Source organism: Bradyrhizobium sp. 134 (assembly GCF_023074155.1).
Classification (GTDB): Bacteria; Pseudomonadota; Alphaproteobacteria; order Rhizobiales; family Xanthobacteraceae; genus Bradyrhizobium.
The window spans coordinates 643,433-659,456 of record NZ_JADPKX010000006.1 but is presented as its reverse complement, the minus strand read 5'-3'; the positions used below and the strand labels follow the sequence as shown (position 1 = coordinate 659,456).

The window sequence follows — 16,024 nt, the reverse complement described above, 5'->3', positions numbered from 1 at the left end:
TGCGTTCGCCCACCTGCCGATTGCAAGCTACGGCATTCGCTCCTCGGTTGCTGTAGTCGGCTTGCAACACCGGCTTCCAAAAAAGGGCCAGAAACCTCCCACTTGGTCAGCAATCGCGCGGAACCAAAACTCCGCTTGGGTGCATACCGGCTGGTCTAGTGCATCCGAAACGGAGATTGCCACGATGACGACCATCCACATGGACTCCTCCGTCAGCCAGACCGCCATCCGCGCCGTTATGAACGGAGGAGTTCTGGCCTGCACAAAGACCAGCGACAAGGACGTTTATTCTCATTCAATTTGGGCGACCGAAAGCAACATCCGGCAGTTCACGATGCATGAAGGGGACAGCATCGTCATCCCGCCCGGTTCGAGCGTGACGATATGGATATTCCGCACGCAGCCGGGAAAATCGACCTGGACCATGGACTTCGAACTCAAGGAAAAGGCTGCCTGACAAGCCATACGAAACAGCCGCTCTCGGCAAACCGGGAGCGGTCACCTGCATGACCGAACTGAAAGGAACCATCGTCATTTCGGCGTCGTTGACCTTCTTTACACCGGAGAAGGTCATGAACCGAAAATCGCTTCTTCTTACAGCCGCGCTGTCCTTCGCTGTTGCCGCTCCCGTCTTCGCCCAAGGCGGCGGCGGCGGAGGTGGTGGTGGTGGTGCCGGCGGAGGCGCGGGTGGCGCGGCCGCGAGCGGCGGCGCGTCCGGATCATCTGCCAGCTCAAGCGCAGGCACTGGCACGTCTGGCGCCGTCAGTGGAGGCCCCTCGGCGCCATCCGGCATGGGCACAAACGGAACCTCAACCGGGGCTCACACCAACAACTCTCCAACCAATCCGAACGTTCAGCCCCCGACGCCGAACGGGAATACCGCGAGCACACCGGCCGCACCGGCCAGCTCGGGCACGGGCGGCACCGCGTCCGGGTCGACACAGACGGGCACGCCAAACGGGACCGACAGGTCCGGCATCACGGCAACCAACGGTGCCAATAGCGACAACAAGGCTCAGATCAGCCCCGCGGAGCAAGCAAGGACGGGGATCAAGACGCTTCCACAGGATCAAACTCCAGGAGCCGTCAGTGCGCCGGGCGTTGGTGTCGGTCATGCGGCGAACGGCTTGCCGATCGGCACGCCCGGGTCGGGGACCAGCAACGTCGATCAGAAGTAACCCGGAGTTTCTCCATCTCCACAGGGCCCGCTACGGCGGGCCTTTTCTGTGACGTCCTGAAGGGAGTGGAAGGCCTAGGGCTGCGAGGGCGAGACATGGCGTAAACTTGGCATCAAGCACCCCTGCCGATACACTGGTTTCTTATTGGGGCGCGCCCATGATTAGATTTTCGTCGTTGCTGCCATTTTCACTTCTGATCATCTGTAGTCCGGCCGCGGCTGACGAGATGAATATCCAATTCGCGTTTGCACCTCTCCGGCCCTGCACCACCGTCTTTCCAAATCCCGAAATCAAGATGAAAAGTGTTCCCCCCCGGCACGCGCACGATCGTCGTCAGGTTTCGCAGAGAGAAGAACTACGAGATGGGCGGCCAGGAGATCCCATTTCCCTCAGATAACATCGTGAAGCCGGAGAGCTTACGAACCTGGGGCCCCTGCAATTCCGGCCTGTACACTTACGAGATCATCGCAAAGTCCAACACGGGCGCGGCCCTGGCCAAGGCAGAATGGTCGGAGCCGTATCCTCCCTGACTTGAAGGGTGGACGCCCGCTTGTCCGGACGCGGCGTGCCGAATTCCCCGCCGGAGTCTGTCATCGAGCTCGCCGAAGGCGAGACCCGGTGGCGGGGAATGACGGCTGAGTTCGTGGGGCGTTCGGGATGCTAGCAGGATGCTCCTGTTTTGCCCGACGAGTCAAACGGCGTTGGCGGCTGCATCAGCCATTTTGCCACCCGCGTAAGCCATTGATCCGACTAGCGTCGGCTACTGTGCATGGGGTTGTTTTCGCGTTTTTTTTGCGCCGGCCGGTGCGAGCGGCCTCACGCCGCGTGCGACACCACGCGATTGCGGCCGTCGTGCTTGGCGCGGTAGAGCGCGGTGTCGGCGCGCTTGAGCACGTCGCCAACCGCCTCGCCCTTCTGCTCCAGCGTGGTCAGGCCGATCGAGATCGTGACCTCGATGCGCTTGGTGCCCTTGTGGATCGCAAAGGGCTCGCCGGCGATCGAGCGGCGCAGCCGCTCGGCGACCATGCCGGCGACATGGAGATCGGTCTCCGGCATCACGATGACGAATTCCTCGCCGCCGTAGCGGCAGGCAAGGTCAATGCCGCGGATCGACTTGCGGACCCGCACGGCGAATTCGCGCAGCACGTCGTCGCCGGCGTCGTGGCCGTAATTGTCGTTGATCGACTTGAAGTAGTCGATGTCCAGGATCATCAGCGCCAGCGGCTTGCCGCGCGTTGCGGCCTGCTCGGCCAGCGTCGCGAGATGGCTCTCCATGTAGCGGCGATTGTGCAGCCCGGTGAGCGCGTCCGTGATCGCCATCTCGATCGAGTTCTGTACGTTGTCGCGCAAATGGTCGGTGTAGCGGCGCCGCCGGATCTGGGTGCGGGCCCGCGCCAGCAGCTCGATCTTGTCGATGGGACGCAGCAGGTAGTCGTTGACGCCGATCTCGAGCCCACGCAGCAGCCGCGTCGAGTTCTCGGGGTCGGCGATCGCCAGGATCGGCACATGCCGCGTGCGCTCCAGCGAGCGCGCCTGGCTGCACAGCCGAAGGCCGTCGAAATTGTTGAGGTCGAGCGAGACGATCAGCAGATCGTAATTGCCCTCGGCGGCGTGGAACAGCGCCTCCGTCGGGTTCGGCTCGACATCGATGGTGTGCTCGGCGGCGAGGATCGTCGCCAGCCGCTCATAGGAAGACTGGCGGTCGTCGACCAGCAGAATGCGGCCGCCCTTGCCGGTGTCGGAGATTGCACTGCGCTCGGGTGCCTGCATGCCGATCTCGAGCGAGGTGATGGCGCGCATGCGCAGCTCGTCCGTCATCATCTTCAGCCGCGTCAGCGAGCGCACGCGCGCGATCAGCACGACATCGGAGACGGGTTTGGTCAGGAAATCGTCGGCGCCGGCCTCCAGCCCGCGGTTGCGGTCGGCCGGGCTGTCGAGCGCGGTGACCATCACGACGGGAATGTGATGCGTGGCCGGATCGGTCTTGAGGCGGCGGCAGACCTCGAAACCGTCGATGTCCGGCATCATGACGTCGAGCAGGATGATGTCGCATTCGGCGCGGGCGCAGATCGCCAGCGCCTCGGTGCCGTTGGCGGCGGTCATCACGTCGAAATATTCGGCGGACAGGCGGGCTTCGAGCAGCTTGACGTTGGCAGGGACGTCGTCGACGACGAGAATACGCGCGGACACTGTGAACTCACTTCCTATCCGATGAAACGTCGGACCGTCTCAATGAATTTGCCGACCGAGATCGGCTTGGACAAATAGGCCTCGCAGCCGCCCTCGCGGATGCGCTCTTCGTCGCCCTTCATCGCGAACGCCGTGACGGCGACGACGGGAATGCTGCGCAGCTCCGGATCGTCCTTGATCCAGCGCGTCACCTCCAGGCCCGAGACCTGCGGCAATTGGATATCCATCAGCACGAGGTCGGGCCGCATCTTGCGAACGAGGTCGAGCGCCTCGTAGCCGTTGCTGGTGCCGGTGGTCTGGTAGCCGTGCGCCTCCAACAGGTCGCGGAAGAGCTTCATGTTGAGCTCGTTGTCTTCCACGATCAGGACGGTCTTAGCCATCCCGCCCTCCTGATTGGTCCGCAGACCGATGCATGTGACGCCTCAGGCGCCGGTCGCCGGCGCTTCGAAAACTGGATTCAAACTAGCCTCGAATTCGCTTGAGTTTCGTTAAACCCGAGGGCCGACTTTCTGCGATGTGGTTTCCAGTTGCTTGTCGGGGGTCGCAAGACTTGGGCAAGAGACTTGGGAACGAGACTCGGGCATGGTGACCCCAAAGTAGACACCGAAAGTTAACGGAAAGGCAAACCGGCCACGTGAAAAAGCCTGTTCACAACCCGCGCGAAGTCGCTGAAATCGTTGCGCTTCAGGCGCTGTCTTTCGTCGCGGGCGAGCCGGAGCGGCTGGGCCTGTTCCTGGCCGAGACAGGGGTCGGCCCGGAGATGCTGCGCAATGCGGCCTCGGACCCCAATTTCCTGCTCAGCGTGCTCGATTTCGTGATGCGCGACGACGCCACCGTGAAGGCCTTTGCCAGCACTGCGGAACTGCATCCGACCAACGTTGCCGCAGCGCGGCAGGTTCTCGGCGATGCGCTCGGCGACTTCAATTGGGAGCGCGACGTGCCGTGACCTCCCTGGAGACGGCCGGACCCCGCTGCTTCTGCCGGGATCGTTCGGCCGATCTGGATATGGGGGTGCGGCGCTGTTCCGCGTGCGGTTCCCCCCGCCTCGCCCGCCACCGTGCGCTCGCAAGCCTGACCATCGCCCATATCGACTGCGACGCCTTCTACGCGACCGTCGAGAAGCGCGACAATCCCGACATCGCCGACAAGCCCGTCATCATCGGCGGGGGCAAGCGCGGCGTGGTGTCGGCCGCCTGCTACATCGCGCGCACCTATGGCGTGCGCTCGGCCATGCCGATGTACAAGGCGCTGGAAGCCTGCCCGCATGCCGCCGTGATCCCGCCGGACATGGCGAAATATGTCCGGGTTGGGCGCGAGGTGCGCCAGGCCATGCAGGCGCTGACGCCGCTGGTCGAGCCGCTCTCGATCGACGAGGCTTTCCTCGACCTCTCCGGCACCGAGCGTGTACACGGCATGATCCCGGCCAAGGTGCTGGCGCGGTTCGCACGCAGCATCGAGCGCGACATCGGCATCAGCGTCTCGGTCGGCCTCTCCTGCAACAAGTTCCTGGCGAAGATCGCCTCCGACCTCGACAAGCCGCGCGGGTTTGCCGCGCTCGACCAGGAGGAAGCGCGCGAGATGCTGGCCGACAAGCCGGTCGGTTTCATTTTCGGCGTTGGACCCGCAACGCAGGAGCGTCTGGTGCAGCGCGGCTTCCGCATCATCGCCGACCTGCAGAAGGCCGACGAGATCGAGATGATGCGGCGATTTCCAAGTGACGGCCGCAGGCTGTGGCGGCTCGCGCGCGGCATCGACGACCGCCGCGTCGAGCCTGATCGGGGCGCCAAGACGATTTCGAGCGAGACGACGTTCGAGACCGACATCCGGGATTTCGCGACGCTGGAGAAGATCCTGTGGCGGCTGTGCGAGAAGACGTCGTCTCGCCTCAAGAGCAGCGAGCTCGCCGGCTTGACCGTCACGCTGAAGCTGAAGACCGCCGATTTCCGCCAGCGCACCCGCTCGCAGTCGATCACGGCCCCGACGCAGCTTGCCGCAAAGATCTTCTCGATCTGCCGCGAGATGCTGGCGAAAGAGATCGACGGCACCGCCTTTCGCCTGATGGGCGCCGGCGTCAGCGCCCTGCGCGAGGGCTCGGTTGCCGACGACACCGACATGCTCGACCGCCGTGCCGCCCACGCCGAGCGCGCGGTGGACAGCTTGCGCAAGAAATTCGGCAGCGCCGCAGTGATCCGCGGCATCGCCTACGAAGGGCCGGAAAAGGCGCAGGAGTCATGACAGGCGAACGCGATCTCGACGCGCTGCTGAGAGACATGAAGCCGGATCGGCGGCCGGGCATTTTCGTGTTCTGCACCATCCCGACAGACCAGTCGATCCCCGCGGCGCTCAGCCCTTTGCTGACGTTCCGCGAGCAGGAAGGAACGACGCTCGTAATCACTCGCGAACAGGCCGAAGCGGCGGGACTACGCTACGCGTTTGCATCGTGCCTGATCACCCTGACGGTTCACTCCGCACTCGATGCGGTGGGCTTTCTGGCCGCAATCACGGCACGCCTCGCCACAGCCGGCATCAGCGTGAACGCCGTTTCGGCGTTCCACCACGATCACCTGTTTGTGCCGGCTGACAGGGCGGACGACGCGATGGTTCTACTGCAAGAGATGTCCAAGGCTACGCACTCGTAGCCCGGATAGAGCGCAGCGCAATCCGGGCTACGGGAAAGATCTCAATCCGCGACCGCCACCGCCTCGATCTCGATCATCCATTCCGGCGCGGCGAGCGCCGAGACGCCGACGAGGGTGCTGGCCGGCGGCGCCATGCCTTCGAAAAAGGCCGTGCGGGCCTTGCCGATGATCGGGCGCAACTCCGGCTTGTAGTTCACGACGAAGGTCGTGATCTTCACGATGTTGGCGTAGCCCGCGCCGGCTGCTTTCAGCGCATGCCCGAGATTTTGCATCACCTGCGTGGTCTGCGCGGCGATGTCGCCCTCGCCGACGATCCGCCCCTCCTCGTCCACCGACACCTGGCCGGAGATGTAGATCGTCCGCGCCCCCGTGGCGGTGACGACATGCGAATAGGCAGGATTGTGATGCAGGCCGCTGGGGCGGAGATGATCGAGCTTGGGCATGGTGAGCCTCCCGGATGTTTGTGGTTGGGAGGAGCGTAGCCAGAGACCGCGTTGCAGGCCAGCCCTCAATTGCAGGGCTTGCTGTCCTTCGCGTCGAACTTGCCCATCGCGCCCGAAATCACAAAATCGTTGTAATCGAGCACAAGCTGGCGCGAGACGCCGTTCTCGTAGAGCTCGAACGCCATCGCGTAGACCGGCGTCTGCTCGCCTTCCTTCTGCTGGGCCTCGCGGTCGAAATAGCTGACGGTGACCGGCCAGCGCTTGAGCGACTTCATGTGCTCATCGGATGTTGAGGGATCGGGCGAACCTTCGCGCTCGGCCGGGATCGGCTGGCCGATCACGGTCAGCGTGTTGTAGACCTTCTGGCCATCGTCGGAGCCGTCATAGACGGAGAGTTCGAGCAGCGACTTGCCGTCCTTCGCGGCGGCAATGATGCGCTGGATCTGTTCGGTCGGAAACACGATCTTGCCGTCGAGCGTAAAGCTCTTCGGTGCCGGCAGCTTCAGCTTGACATTGATGTGGTCGCCGTCGCGCTCCGCCGAACCGTCGACCCGGCCGGCGTCAGCCTCGTTCATCCGCGTCTCGATCTTGAAGCGGTAGCTTTTACCGCCGGCGTCTTCCCAGGAATTGGAGCGGAGGTCGCTGAGCGTGACCTTGCCCTCGCCGCTGTCGAGTTCGGAGACCTGGCGGAATTCGGAGGTGTAGCCCTCGCACGAACTTCCCGTGAAATTGTAGAGGATGCGGCCGCGCGCGCTGTTGATCGAGTTGGAGCGCGATTTCACCAGGCTCAAATCATAGAGCGCCTGATGCGCGAGGAACGGACCGTTCGCGGCCAGCGCCCCGCCTCCGGGGCCGAGAGCGGCCGCCGCGAGCGCCGTCACACCGAGCGAAGTCCGGAAAAGGTGCAGCATGTCTGGTCCCTTGGGGAAAGCGCAGATTCGACATTTTAATGAACGTTCCATTGCGTCGCAACTGAGGCCGTTTCACGTAAAGTTGCGGCCCCCGCGTTGAACCTCCTGCCCTGCCTCAACAAAATCCCACCCCGAGGGTTGCTTGCATGTGGCGGCACGATGAGCGAAACAGGGCCCGCCCCGGGCTGCATCGGATGCGCCGGGGCTGATGGATTTTGGACAACGAGGTCGGACATGGCGGGAACGGTCGAGCAGAAGCTGGCGGAACAAGGCATCAAGCTGCACGAGGCCCCCACCCCCGTGGCCAATTACGTGCCGTTCGTGCGCACCGGTAATCTGCTGTTCGTCTCGGGCCAGGTCTGCTTCGATCCCGCCGGCAAGCTGATCGCCAAGGGCAAGCTCGGCGCCGGCGTGACCATCGAAGACGGCGCCGCCGCCGCCCGCGGCTGCGCCGTCAACCTGCTGGCCCAGGTCAAGGCGGCGCTCGGCGACCTCGACAAGGTCGTGCGCGTGGTGCGCCTCGGCGGCTTCATCAACTCGGCGCCGGACTTTCTGGACGGGCCGAAGGTCCTCAATGGCGCCTCCGACCTGATGGTCGCCGCCTTCGGTGACAAGGGCCGTCATGCCCGCACCACCGTCGGCGTCGCCTCCCTGCCCGCGGATGCGGCGGTCGAGGTCGAAGGCGTGTTCGAGGTCGCCTGAGGCGAATGCGCGCTCCTGATTGGCTGACAGCCCGCCCGGTCGCCCATCGCGGCCTGCACGACATTTCCCGCGGCATCGTCGAGAACATGCCGGGCGCGGTGCAGGCTGCGATTGCGGGCAATTTCTCGATCGAGGTCGACATCCAGCTCTCCGCCGACGGCGAGGCCATGGTGCATCACGACCATGCGCTCGGCCGCCTTACCGAGGCCACCGGCCCGCTGGTCGAGAAAACCGCCACTGAACTGAAGGCGCTCACGTTCAAGGACACAGCCGAGCGGATGATGTCGCTCAGCGACCTCTGCGGCTTGGTCGCCGGCCGCGTGCCGCTAGTGATCGAGGTCAAGAGCCATTTTGATCGTGACCGCAAGCTGGTGAAGCGGATGGCCGAGGTGCTGGCGTCCTATGACGGCCCCGCCGTCGGAATGTCCTTCGACCCGGACCAGGTGCTGGCGCTGCGCGAGCTGCTGCCCTCCCGTCCCCGCGGCATCGTCGCGCAGCGGAGCTATCAGGACGAATACTGGGCCTACCGGACCCAGGAGCAGCGCGATAGCATGCTGTACCTGCGCCACGGCTTCCAGACCCAGCCGCACTTCGTCGCCTTCAGGGTCGACGACCTGCCCGCCCCGGCCCCCTGGATGGCCCGCAATTTGTTCGGCTGCGCTCTGCTCGGGTGGACCGTGCGTACGACCGAGCAGCGGACGCGGGTCGCGCAACATGCGGACCAGATGATCTTCGAGGGCTTCGTGCCGTAGGCTTGATGTTTCCCACTCTTGCAGTCGCTGCTGCAATGCACGATCTTGGGCACGATGGCACCATCCGAAATCACCCTTGAGGCCGTACCTTCCATTGGCGAATTATCGCCGGACGACTGGGATGCCTGCGCCAATCCCGGCAAGTCTTGCAACGGGCATGACAAGGGAACCTCATCCGGGCTTCCAGGCGATTCTCTCGGCCTCTCAAAGCCTGCCTATAACCCCTTCGTCTCCCACGCGTTTTTATCGGCCGTTGAGAAATCGGGTTCGGCCTCGATCCGCACCGGCTGGGGACCGCGGCATCTCGTGGCTAAGATCGACGGCCGCGTCGCCGGTGTCGTGCCTTGCTACCTGAAATCGCACTCGCAAGGCGAATATGTCTTCGACCGCGGCTGGGCCGATGCCTATGAGCGCGCCGGCGGGCGCTACTACCCGAAGCTGCAGGTTTCGGTTCCCTTCACGCCGGCCACGGGACCGCGGCTGCTGGTCCGCGACGGCGTCGACCACGCGCGTATCACGGAGGCACTGGCGAGCGGGCTGGTGGCGCTGTGCGGCGTCAGCAAGGCTTCCTCGGTCCACGTCACCTTCGCCCGCGAGGCGGAGTGGAAGCTGCTGGCTGAGCACGGCTTCCTCCAGCGCACCGACCAGCAGTTCCATTGGCACAACGAGGGTTTTGCGAGTTTCGACGATTTCCTGGCGACGCTGAACTCCCGTCACCGCAAATCAATCAAGCGCGAGCGGCGCGATGCACTGGCTGCCGGGATCACCATCCACTGCCTCACGGGCAAGGACATCACCGAAGATGCCTGGGACGCCTTCTTTCAATTCTACATGGAGACCGGCTCACGCAAATGGGGCCGGCCTTATCTGACGCGGGAATTCTTTTCGCTGATCGGCGAGACCATGAGCGATGACGTGCTGCTGGTGATGGCGCGCCGCAACGATCGCTGGATCGCGGGCGCGATCAACTTCATCGGATCGGACACGCTGTTCGGCCGCAACTGGGGTGCGGTAGAGCATCATCCCTTCCTGCATTTCGAGGTCTGCTACTATCAGGCGATCGACTTCGCCATCAAACGCAGCTTGGCGTATGTCGAGGCGGGCGCACAGGGCGAGCACAAGATCGCACGCGGCTACCTGCCACGGACCACCCACTCCGCTCACTTCATCGCCGATCCGGGCTTGCGCCGCGCCATCGACGATTACCTCAAGCGCGAGCGCGCCTATGTCGCGGAAGCCGGACGTGAGCTGGCCGAGCTCGGCCCGTTCCGCAAAGGCGCCGACGAGGTGCCTTGACGGTTCGCTGCGGCTGGTGACAGTAATCGCAAAATTCTAGGGAGCCGCCGCCATGACCGCCTACGACCCCGACAATATCTTCGCAAAGATCCTGCGCGGTGAATTCTCCTGCCACAAGGTTTACGAGGATGAGCACGTGCTCGCCTTCCTCGATATCATGCCGCGGGTACCTGGCCACACCCTGGTGATTCCAAAAGCCCCTGCCCGCAACATCCTCGACATCAAGCCGGACGACTACGCGCATGTCGCCCGCGGCGCGCACAAGATCGCAGCCGCGGCGATGACGGCATTCAAGGCCGACGGCATCACCGTGCAGCAGTTCAACGAGGCGGCCGGCGGACAGGTGGTGTTTCATCTCCACATGCACGTGATGCCGCGCCACGACGGCGTGGCGATGCTTCCGCCCGCCAGCCGCAAGGAAGACGTCAAGGTCCTGGAAGAGAACGCGACCAAGTTGATCGCGGCGTTGAAAGCGGGCTGACGCTCTCCACGCGTCATTGCGAGCGCAGCGAAGCAATCCAGACTGTGTCCGTGGTGGCGGTCTGGATTGCTTCGTCGCAAGAGCTCCTCGCAATGACGGAGGAGAGACTTCACTCCGTCTGGAAATCCCCCGGCTGCGGCGCGGCCAGCGGCGTGAACTCGCAACGATCCGGCTTGATGTCGATCAGTGGCGTGTTGTCGAGGCAATCGAGCCCGCGCACCAGAATCGCGTTGCCCTCGATACCGACGAGCGTCACTATCGACGTGCCGATCGGATTGGGGCGCACCGGCGAGCGCAGCGAAAACGTGCCGCGCGTCTTCTCGTTGTTCTTCGGGCTTTGCAGGACAATGTCGCGGCGCGACTTGTCGAGCCAGTAGAGCACTTCGAGATTGCCGTAGAAATCGACGCCCTTGATCGCCGGCACGAACGGCTCGAAGATCTCGAGGCGGCATATCGGGCCGTCATGCCGGCCCTGTCGCGGGGTCTCCAGCCGCGAGTTCCAGGGCGTGCGGATGCGGCCGATGAAGACGAGGCCGGCATCCTGCGTCGGCGGCAGCTCGATGGAGACTTCACCCTCGCGGAGCTCGTTTTCGCGAACCATATTTCCAATTCCCTGCTGTTCGCCGGTGGTTTTAGCCCAACCACCACTTGCCGGCCAGCATGAAGACTTCGCCCGCGACCACGCCCGCGAAGATCGAGCGGCGGGTCAATAGGAAGACGACGAGGCCGGCGCCGACCGCACCGTAGCGCAAGGCATCCGGCACGCTCGCAAGCGCCCCGGGCGGCTCGACCACGATCTGGGCGATGACGCCGGCCAGGATCGCGGTGGCGACCGCCCGTACCCAGACCAGAAGCTCGGAGCCCTCGTCGATGCCGCCGCCGAACCACAGGCCCAGCATGCGCCATATCTGGTTGGGAACGACGCCGGCCACGAACAGCACCGCCAGCGCGTGCCAGTCGCCAATGAGCTGCGCAAAGCTCATGCGCGCACCTCCCGCCACCAATGCACGCCATAGGCGATGGTGCCCGCCACGAGGCCGCTGACGAGGATGTCGAGGCCGGAATTCATCTTCGCGGCCAATGGATAGAGCAGAACCCCCATCGCGAGCGCGACGACGTCGGCGACCTCGCGGCTGTTGCGCGCGGTCGAGAACAGGAAGGACAGCGGCGTCAGCAAAAGGATCGCCGCCCCAAGCGTCTGGGTCAGATTCGCGGCAAGGAAATAGCCGACCGTGTTGGCGGTGAGACACACCGAGACAAGTCCGAAGCCAAGTCCGTTGACGAATGCGATCCGGCGTTCACGCGGCACCTGCGGCAGGAAGCGATGGCATTCGACCCACAGTGTCACCGCGGTGAGGTGCGCCGCGAAAAACAGCTCGCGCCGCTTCGTCGTCGGCGTGCGCATCAGCGGCAGCACCGAGACCACCATCGGAAACAGGCGGACGGCGCTGACCGTGACTGCGATCGCCGACTGGATGATCGTCGCGCCTGAGCCGAGCGTGGTGATCAGGATGATCTGCGCCGGCCCCGCCCAGACGAACAGTGTCGAGCAGAGCGCCCATAGCAGGCTAAAATGGGTGTCGTGGGCGAGCGCGCCAATGCCGAGATAGGTCGCGAACAGGACGAGGGTGAGGATCGTCTGCGTGATCGAGCGCAGTCCCCACGCAAAGGCGCGCCAGGGACTTTGCCATTGAGGTGAATCGAGCGGAGGAAGCGCCACGGGAGTCTTGGCCGGGTGAGGAATCGTGCCTGCATAACGGGCAATGCGGCGCCTCGCGTCAAGGAAGCGCGCGGCGGGGCTGGCATGCACGCTGGGACAGATGCCCTATCCGCTCACACCGCGATTCTTCAGAACGAAGCATGCCCCGCCAGCCTTGCGGATGCGGCCGCAGAGTTCATCCGCCTCGCTCCGCGTATCGGCGCCGATGCGCACCTGGTAGAAGGCGCGCGTGCCACGGCTGCGCATCACTGAGCTCAGCAGGCTCGGATCACGTTCGCCGATCACGGCGCCCAGCCGCGTGACCGCGCGGGAATACATCGCCAACGCCCGGTTGCGGTCAAAGCCCGCGGCGAGCTGCACGCCCCAGATCTTTGCAGCCGCAAGCTCCACATGCTGCTCGAGCTCGGCGACGAAGGCATTCGGCGCGCGCTTCAACAGCGCCATCAGATCGCGGCAGCTTGTCGGCGGCGCGCTCGGCGGCCCCTTGCCGGTCGCGCCTGCCTTGGCCCAGGCATCGACGCTCGTGCCAGTGATGGCAAGAACGTAATTGCGGGTCTGCTCCGGCATGCCGCCGGTGCCGGCGAGCCATTCCTGCACCCGGCGCGGCCCGGCATTGTAGGCGGCCGCCGCCAGGCCGAGATTGCCGAACTGGTTGCGCAGCTCGTTCAGGAATTCGGCCGACTTCGGCAGCGCCTGCACCGGATTGAAGGGATTGAGCAGCCCGCGCTCGCTCGCGGTGCCCGGCATGAACTGCGCGATCCCCTGCGCGTGTTCGCCGCTGCGCGTCATGGGCCCCACCGCATCGGCCTGGAAGCGGCTCTCCTGCCAGATCACGCGGGCGAAGAACTCCAGCGGCAGATTGGCATCGCGCGCTGCGGCCTCGACGATCAGGCAGATCGATTCGCGCGTGTCGCTCTCGCGCGCATCCGCGGGCTTCGCCGGCGGCGTCGCGAGCTCTTCGACGCTGGGGACGGCGACATCGGTCTTGGCGGGCGAACTGTCCCATGCCGCGGCCTGGGTCGCCGAGACGAGCAGCGCGGGGATGATGCACATCGCCATCTGCACCCATCCTGTGCAGGCATGGCGGTGGCGCGCCTCGGCGCGGCATGCGACAATGTGATCTGCCATGTTGTGGCATCGTGCCATGGTTCGACGAGTTGCCAATATATGCTGCCTACCCTGCTTCTCCCAATGCGTTACCCCGCCAAACGGATCCGCGCGATCCTTGTCCTCGCCGCGCTCATCTTGAGCGTCGCGCCAGCCGCCGCGCAGGTGGCGTCTCAGGACGCGTCTCAAGTCAATTGGCGGATGACCACGGAATACCCTGAGAATAACATCTCCGGGATTGGACTCTCGACTTTCGCCAGCCGCGTCTCCGACCGTACCCACGGTTTCGTGACCGTGACCAACGCCTTCGACAACCAGCTCAAGATCAACTCGGGCGAGATGCCGCGCGCGGCGCTGGACGGCCGGATCGCGGGCGGCGATGCCTTCGCGGGCGCGCTCTCGGGCATCGATCCCGTGCTCGGATTGTCCACCCTGCCCTTCCTGGTGCAATCGGTGGATCTCGCCCGCGCCACCAATCTGCGGGCGCGCCCGCTCTATGAGAAGGCGCTCGCGGCGCGCGGCCTCAAGCTGCTGTATGTGACGATTTGGCCGGCCACGGGCCTCTGGTCGGAGCGGCCGCTCGAAGGCGCCGACGATTTGCCGAAACTGAACTTGCGAACCTACGATGCCAACTCCACCGAGGTCATGCGCGCGGCCGGCGCGAACGCGCAATTCCTGCCGATGGACGCGGCGCTCGCCGGACTGAGGGAACACCGGCTGAATGCCTTCCTCACCTCCGGCGACGGCGGCGCGGGGCGCAAATTGTGGGATTTCCTGCCGCATTTCACGGCCATCAACTACGCGATGCCAATCTCGATTGCCTTCGTCCGCAGCGACGCCTTTGCCGAACTCTCCGAGCCGATGCAGCGCGAGGTGCTGGCCGCGGCGGCCGAGACAGAACAGAGCCAGCTCGCGCTACTGACCCACCGCACCATCGAGAACTATGCGCGGATGCGCGACAATGGCGTCCATATCGCCGAGCCGGCGCCTCCGTTCCTTGTCACGGAGCTTCGGAAGGCAGCAACGAACGCCATCGCCGCCTGGGAAACCCGGGCAGGCGCGGAGGCGACCGCCATCGTCGAATGGGCGAGACAGCAATGAGGGAGCGTTAGCGGCATCAGCAATGAACGCTCCGCTGGCGTCGCTGCCTACTGCCTTAGTTTTTGACCGGAACCGGGATTTCGCCCCGGATGGCGCGGTCGAGGGCATCGATCAGCGCCTGGATCTCGATGAACTTGTTGCGCGCGCGCTCGGCCGTGTCGCGCACAAAGGGAGCGGCCAGCACTTTCGCATGCGCGTCCCTGTCCTCGATCATGCGATCACGGGCCTTCTTCAGGGTTTCAAGTCGCTCGCTCATCCGGCCTCTCCTGGAAAATTGTCTCGATCTCTCGTCCGGGTTCGCCGATCAACGAGAACGCGGCGAACGAGCACCTCTCAACAGCCGCGACAGATGTTCTTCAGCTTCGCTGCGGTTCTGGCTTCTTCCGCCACGAACGGGTCCTTGTAGGCAGCACGCGATCCATCGTTCTCCGCAGCAGCGGGCTTTTTTTCCTTCGGAGGAAACGCAGCATCGTAGCAGGCGAGACGTCCGCTCGTGCTTTCGATCGCGCGGCAGTCCGGTCCTGCCGCGACAGCGCCTTGCGGCAGTGTCGCAAGTATCAATGTGCCAAGCATCGACGCGACAAGAAGCGCTCTCCGGCGGATCCGGTAAACCAGACGAAAACGACTCATGCACGCTCCTGCTTAGTCGGCGGGAGCGCTGGTGACCCTCAGTCACCGGTCGATGCCAATGGAAGGCGGTGATGGCGCGACTCTACGCTTCCCTCCCGTGAATAGCGAGCTTTAAGGGATACGCGGTATCGGGAAGGCGAATTTCGGCGTGACAATGGTTGGGCGTTTGCCTTGGTCCGCGGCCTCGTTTAGGTCTGGCATAGACGGCGGTATCAACACAGGCGCGGCAACATGGTGACAATCTATTTCGATCTCGACGGCACGCTGACCGACCCGAAGCCCGGGATCACGCGCTCGATCCAATTCGCCCTGGAGCGACTGAACGTCGCGGTGCCGAGCGAGGACGAGCTGACCTGGTGCATCGGCCCGCCGCTGCATGCCAGCCTGCAAAAGCTCACGGGAAGCGCGGAACTCGCGGACCGGGCGCTGCTGCTCTATCGCGAGCGCTTCAGCGATGTCGGCCTGTTCGAGAACGAAGCCTATGCCGGCATCGTGGACACGCTGACAACGCTTGCCGCGACGACACCGCGCATGTTCGTGGCGACCAGCAAGCCCGCGGTCTACGCCACCCGTATCGTCGAGCATTTTGGCCTGAAACCGTATTTCGAGCGCGTGTTCGGCTCCGAGCTCGACGGCACGCGCGTCGACAAACGTGACCTGCTGCGCTACGCGCTCGACGAAGCCAAGGTCGATCCCGCCAGCGCGATCATGATCGGCGACCGCAGCCATGACGTGGTCGGCGCCCGCACCAACGGCATGACTGCGATCGGCGTGCTCTATGGCTACGGCAGCGAGGCCGAGCTGCGGGACGCCGGCGCGCATCACATCTGCGCCGCGCATCCCGAGCTGCTCGGTCACTGCGTGATCTAGCCGA

22 protein-coding genes are annotated in these 16,024 nt (G+C 64.5%); 12 read left to right on the top strand and 10 right to left on the bottom strand.

The window, feature by feature from the left end; genetic code table 11:
- The first annotated feature begins 184 nt into the window (after nt 1-184).
- The 3 genes from IVA75_RS04190 (at nt 185) to IVA75_RS04180 (ending at nt 1,708) form a co-directional block, all read left to right on the top strand.
- Nucleotides 185-457: a hypothetical protein gene (locus IVA75_RS04190; protein ID WP_247286838.1), complete on the top strand. Its 273-nt coding sequence runs from the start codon at nt 185-187 to the stop codon at nt 455-457.
- Between the two features lie 49 nt (nt 458-506).
- Entirely contained in the window at nt 507-1,178 is a 672-nt protein-coding gene (locus IVA75_RS04185; RefSeq protein ID WP_247286840.1) for a hypothetical protein, read from the top strand.
- A gap of 302 nt (nt 1,179-1,480) precedes the next feature.
- Entirely contained in the window at nt 1,481-1,708 is a 228-nt protein-coding gene (locus tag IVA75_RS04180) for a hypothetical protein (RefSeq protein ID WP_247286842.1), read from the top strand.
- A gap of 286 nt (nt 1,709-1,994) precedes the next feature.
- Here the strand turns inward: IVA75_RS04180 and IVA75_RS04175 are convergent, their stop codons facing one another.
- Together IVA75_RS04175 and IVA75_RS04170 are read right to left on the bottom strand one after the other, a co-directional pair.
- Nucleotides 1,995-3,368: a PleD family two-component system response regulator gene (locus IVA75_RS04175; protein WP_027567334.1), complete on the bottom strand. Its 1,374-nt coding sequence runs from the start codon at nt 3,366-3,368 to the stop codon at nt 1,995-1,997.
- 14 nt (nt 3,369-3,382) lie between these two features.
- A complete protein-coding gene (locus IVA75_RS04170; protein WP_007603272.1) occupies nt 3,383-3,748 on the bottom strand; it encodes a response regulator in 366 nt (121 codons plus the stop codon).
- A 254-nt stretch (nt 3,749-4,002) separates the two neighbouring features.
- Here IVA75_RS04170 and IVA75_RS04165 point away from each other — a divergent pair, with 254 nt between their 5' ends.
- Genes IVA75_RS04165 through IVA75_RS04155 form a run of 3 tightly spaced genes read left to right on the top strand, consistent with a single transcriptional unit; the run spans nt 4,003 to nt 6,007 of the window.
- The gene (locus tag IVA75_RS04165; RefSeq protein ID WP_247286843.1) at nt 4,003-4,314 is read left to right on the top strand and encodes a DUF3572 domain-containing protein; all 312 of its coding nucleotides are present in this window, start codon (nt 4,003-4,005) and stop codon (nt 4,312-4,314) included.
- Nucleotides 4,311-5,603, top strand: a complete 1,293-nt coding sequence (locus IVA75_RS04160) for a DNA polymerase IV (protein ID WP_247286844.1) — start codon at nt 4,311-4,313, stop codon at nt 5,601-5,603. The genes IVA75_RS04165 and IVA75_RS04160 overlap by 4 nt, the downstream gene beginning before the upstream one ends.
- Nucleotides 5,600-6,007, top strand: coding sequence for an ACT domain-containing protein (locus tag IVA75_RS04155; RefSeq protein ID WP_247286845.1), 408 nt, complete (start codon nt 5,600-5,602; stop codon nt 6,005-6,007). Before IVA75_RS04160 ends, IVA75_RS04155 begins: the two co-directional genes overlap by 4 nt.
- 41 nt (nt 6,008-6,048) lie before the next feature.
- On the opposite strand, the gene IVA75_RS04150 is transcribed toward IVA75_RS04155, so the two are convergent.
- The gene (locus tag IVA75_RS04150) at nt 6,049-6,450 is read right to left on the bottom strand and encodes a RidA family protein (protein ID WP_247286846.1); all 402 of its coding nucleotides are present in this window, start codon (nt 6,448-6,450) and stop codon (nt 6,049-6,051) included.
- 65 nt (nt 6,451-6,515) lie between these two features.
- The gene (locus IVA75_RS04145) at nt 6,516-7,361 is read right to left on the bottom strand and encodes a cell envelope integrity EipB family protein (protein ID WP_007611285.1); all 846 of its coding nucleotides are present in this window, start codon (nt 7,359-7,361) and stop codon (nt 6,516-6,518) included.
- Nucleotides 7,362-7,595: 234 nt separating this feature from the next.
- On the opposite strand from IVA75_RS04145, the gene IVA75_RS04140 reads away from it, so the two are divergent.
- From IVA75_RS04140 to IVA75_RS04125, 4 genes are read left to right on the top strand one after another with little or no spacing between them, the layout of a single operon-like run.
- The gene (locus IVA75_RS04140) at nt 7,596-8,063 is read left to right on the top strand and encodes a RidA family protein (protein WP_007611287.1); all 468 of its coding nucleotides are present in this window, start codon (nt 7,596-7,598) and stop codon (nt 8,061-8,063) included.
- A 5-nt stretch (nt 8,064-8,068) separates the two neighbouring features.
- The gene (locus IVA75_RS04135) at nt 8,069-8,815 is read left to right on the top strand and encodes a glycerophosphodiester phosphodiesterase (RefSeq protein WP_247286847.1); all 747 of its coding nucleotides are present in this window, start codon (nt 8,069-8,071) and stop codon (nt 8,813-8,815) included.
- Between the two features lie 54 nt (nt 8,816-8,869).
- Nucleotides 8,870-10,111, top strand: a complete 1,242-nt coding sequence (locus IVA75_RS04130; RefSeq protein ID WP_247286848.1) for a GNAT family N-acetyltransferase — start codon at nt 8,870-8,872, stop codon at nt 10,109-10,111.
- Nucleotides 10,112-10,163: 52 nt separating this feature from the next.
- Nucleotides 10,164-10,592 carry an HIT family protein gene (locus IVA75_RS04125; protein ID WP_247286850.1) on the top strand — a complete coding sequence of 143 codons (429 nt, stop codon included), beginning with the start codon at nt 10,164-10,166 and terminating at the stop codon, nt 10,590-10,592.
- A 109-nt stretch (nt 10,593-10,701) separates the two neighbouring features.
- On the opposite strand, the gene tsaA is transcribed toward IVA75_RS04125, so the two are convergent.
- The 4 genes from tsaA to IVA75_RS04105 all read right to left on the bottom strand — a co-directional run bounded on the left by tsaA (nt 10,702) and on the right by IVA75_RS04105 (nt 13,371).
- Nucleotides 10,702-11,193 carry a tRNA (N6-threonylcarbamoyladenosine(37)-N6)-methyltransferase TrmO gene (gene tsaA / locus IVA75_RS04120; RefSeq protein WP_247286852.1) on the bottom strand — a complete coding sequence of 164 codons (492 nt, stop codon included), beginning with the start codon at nt 11,191-11,193 and terminating at the stop codon, nt 10,702-10,704.
- 31 nt (nt 11,194-11,224) lie between these two features.
- The gene (locus IVA75_RS04115) at nt 11,225-11,575 is read right to left on the bottom strand and encodes an AzlD domain-containing protein (RefSeq protein ID WP_007603256.1); all 351 of its coding nucleotides are present in this window, start codon (nt 11,573-11,575) and stop codon (nt 11,225-11,227) included.
- Nucleotides 11,572-12,312, bottom strand: coding sequence for an AzlC family ABC transporter permease (locus IVA75_RS04110; protein WP_027567343.1), 741 nt, complete (start codon nt 12,310-12,312; stop codon nt 11,572-11,574). The genes IVA75_RS04115 and IVA75_RS04110 overlap by 4 nt, the downstream gene beginning before the upstream one ends.
- A 105-nt stretch (nt 12,313-12,417) precedes the next feature.
- Nucleotides 12,418-13,371 carry a transglycosylase SLT domain-containing protein gene (locus IVA75_RS04105; RefSeq protein ID WP_247287426.1) on the bottom strand — a complete coding sequence of 318 codons (954 nt, stop codon included), beginning with the start codon at nt 13,369-13,371 and terminating at the stop codon, nt 12,418-12,420.
- A gap of 108 nt (nt 13,372-13,479) precedes the next feature.
- Between IVA75_RS04105 and IVA75_RS04100 the strand changes: the two genes are divergently transcribed.
- Nucleotides 13,480-14,520, top strand: a complete 1,041-nt coding sequence (locus IVA75_RS04100; RefSeq protein ID WP_247286855.1) for a TRAP transporter substrate-binding protein — start codon at nt 13,480-13,482, stop codon at nt 14,518-14,520.
- 55 nt (nt 14,521-14,575) lie between these two features.
- Here IVA75_RS04100 and IVA75_RS04095 read toward each other — a convergent pair whose 3' ends face one another.
- Nucleotides 14,576-14,776 (bottom strand): hypothetical protein, encoded by a 201-nt coding sequence (locus tag IVA75_RS04095; RefSeq protein WP_106944186.1) that lies wholly within the window; start codon nt 14,774-14,776, stop codon nt 14,576-14,578.
- Nucleotides 14,777-14,853: 77 nt separating this feature from the next.
- Nucleotides 14,854-15,150: a type VI secretion protein gene (locus IVA75_RS04090; RefSeq protein ID WP_247286857.1), complete on the bottom strand. Its 297-nt coding sequence runs from the start codon at nt 15,148-15,150 to the stop codon at nt 14,854-14,856.
- 231 nt (nt 15,151-15,381) lie between these two features.
- Between IVA75_RS04090 and IVA75_RS04085 the strand changes: the two genes are divergently transcribed.
- Nucleotides 15,382-16,020: an HAD family hydrolase gene (locus tag IVA75_RS04085; RefSeq protein ID WP_247286858.1), complete on the top strand. Its 639-nt coding sequence runs from the start codon at nt 15,382-15,384 to the stop codon at nt 16,018-16,020.
- Nucleotides 16,021-16,024 lie beyond the last annotated feature (4 nt).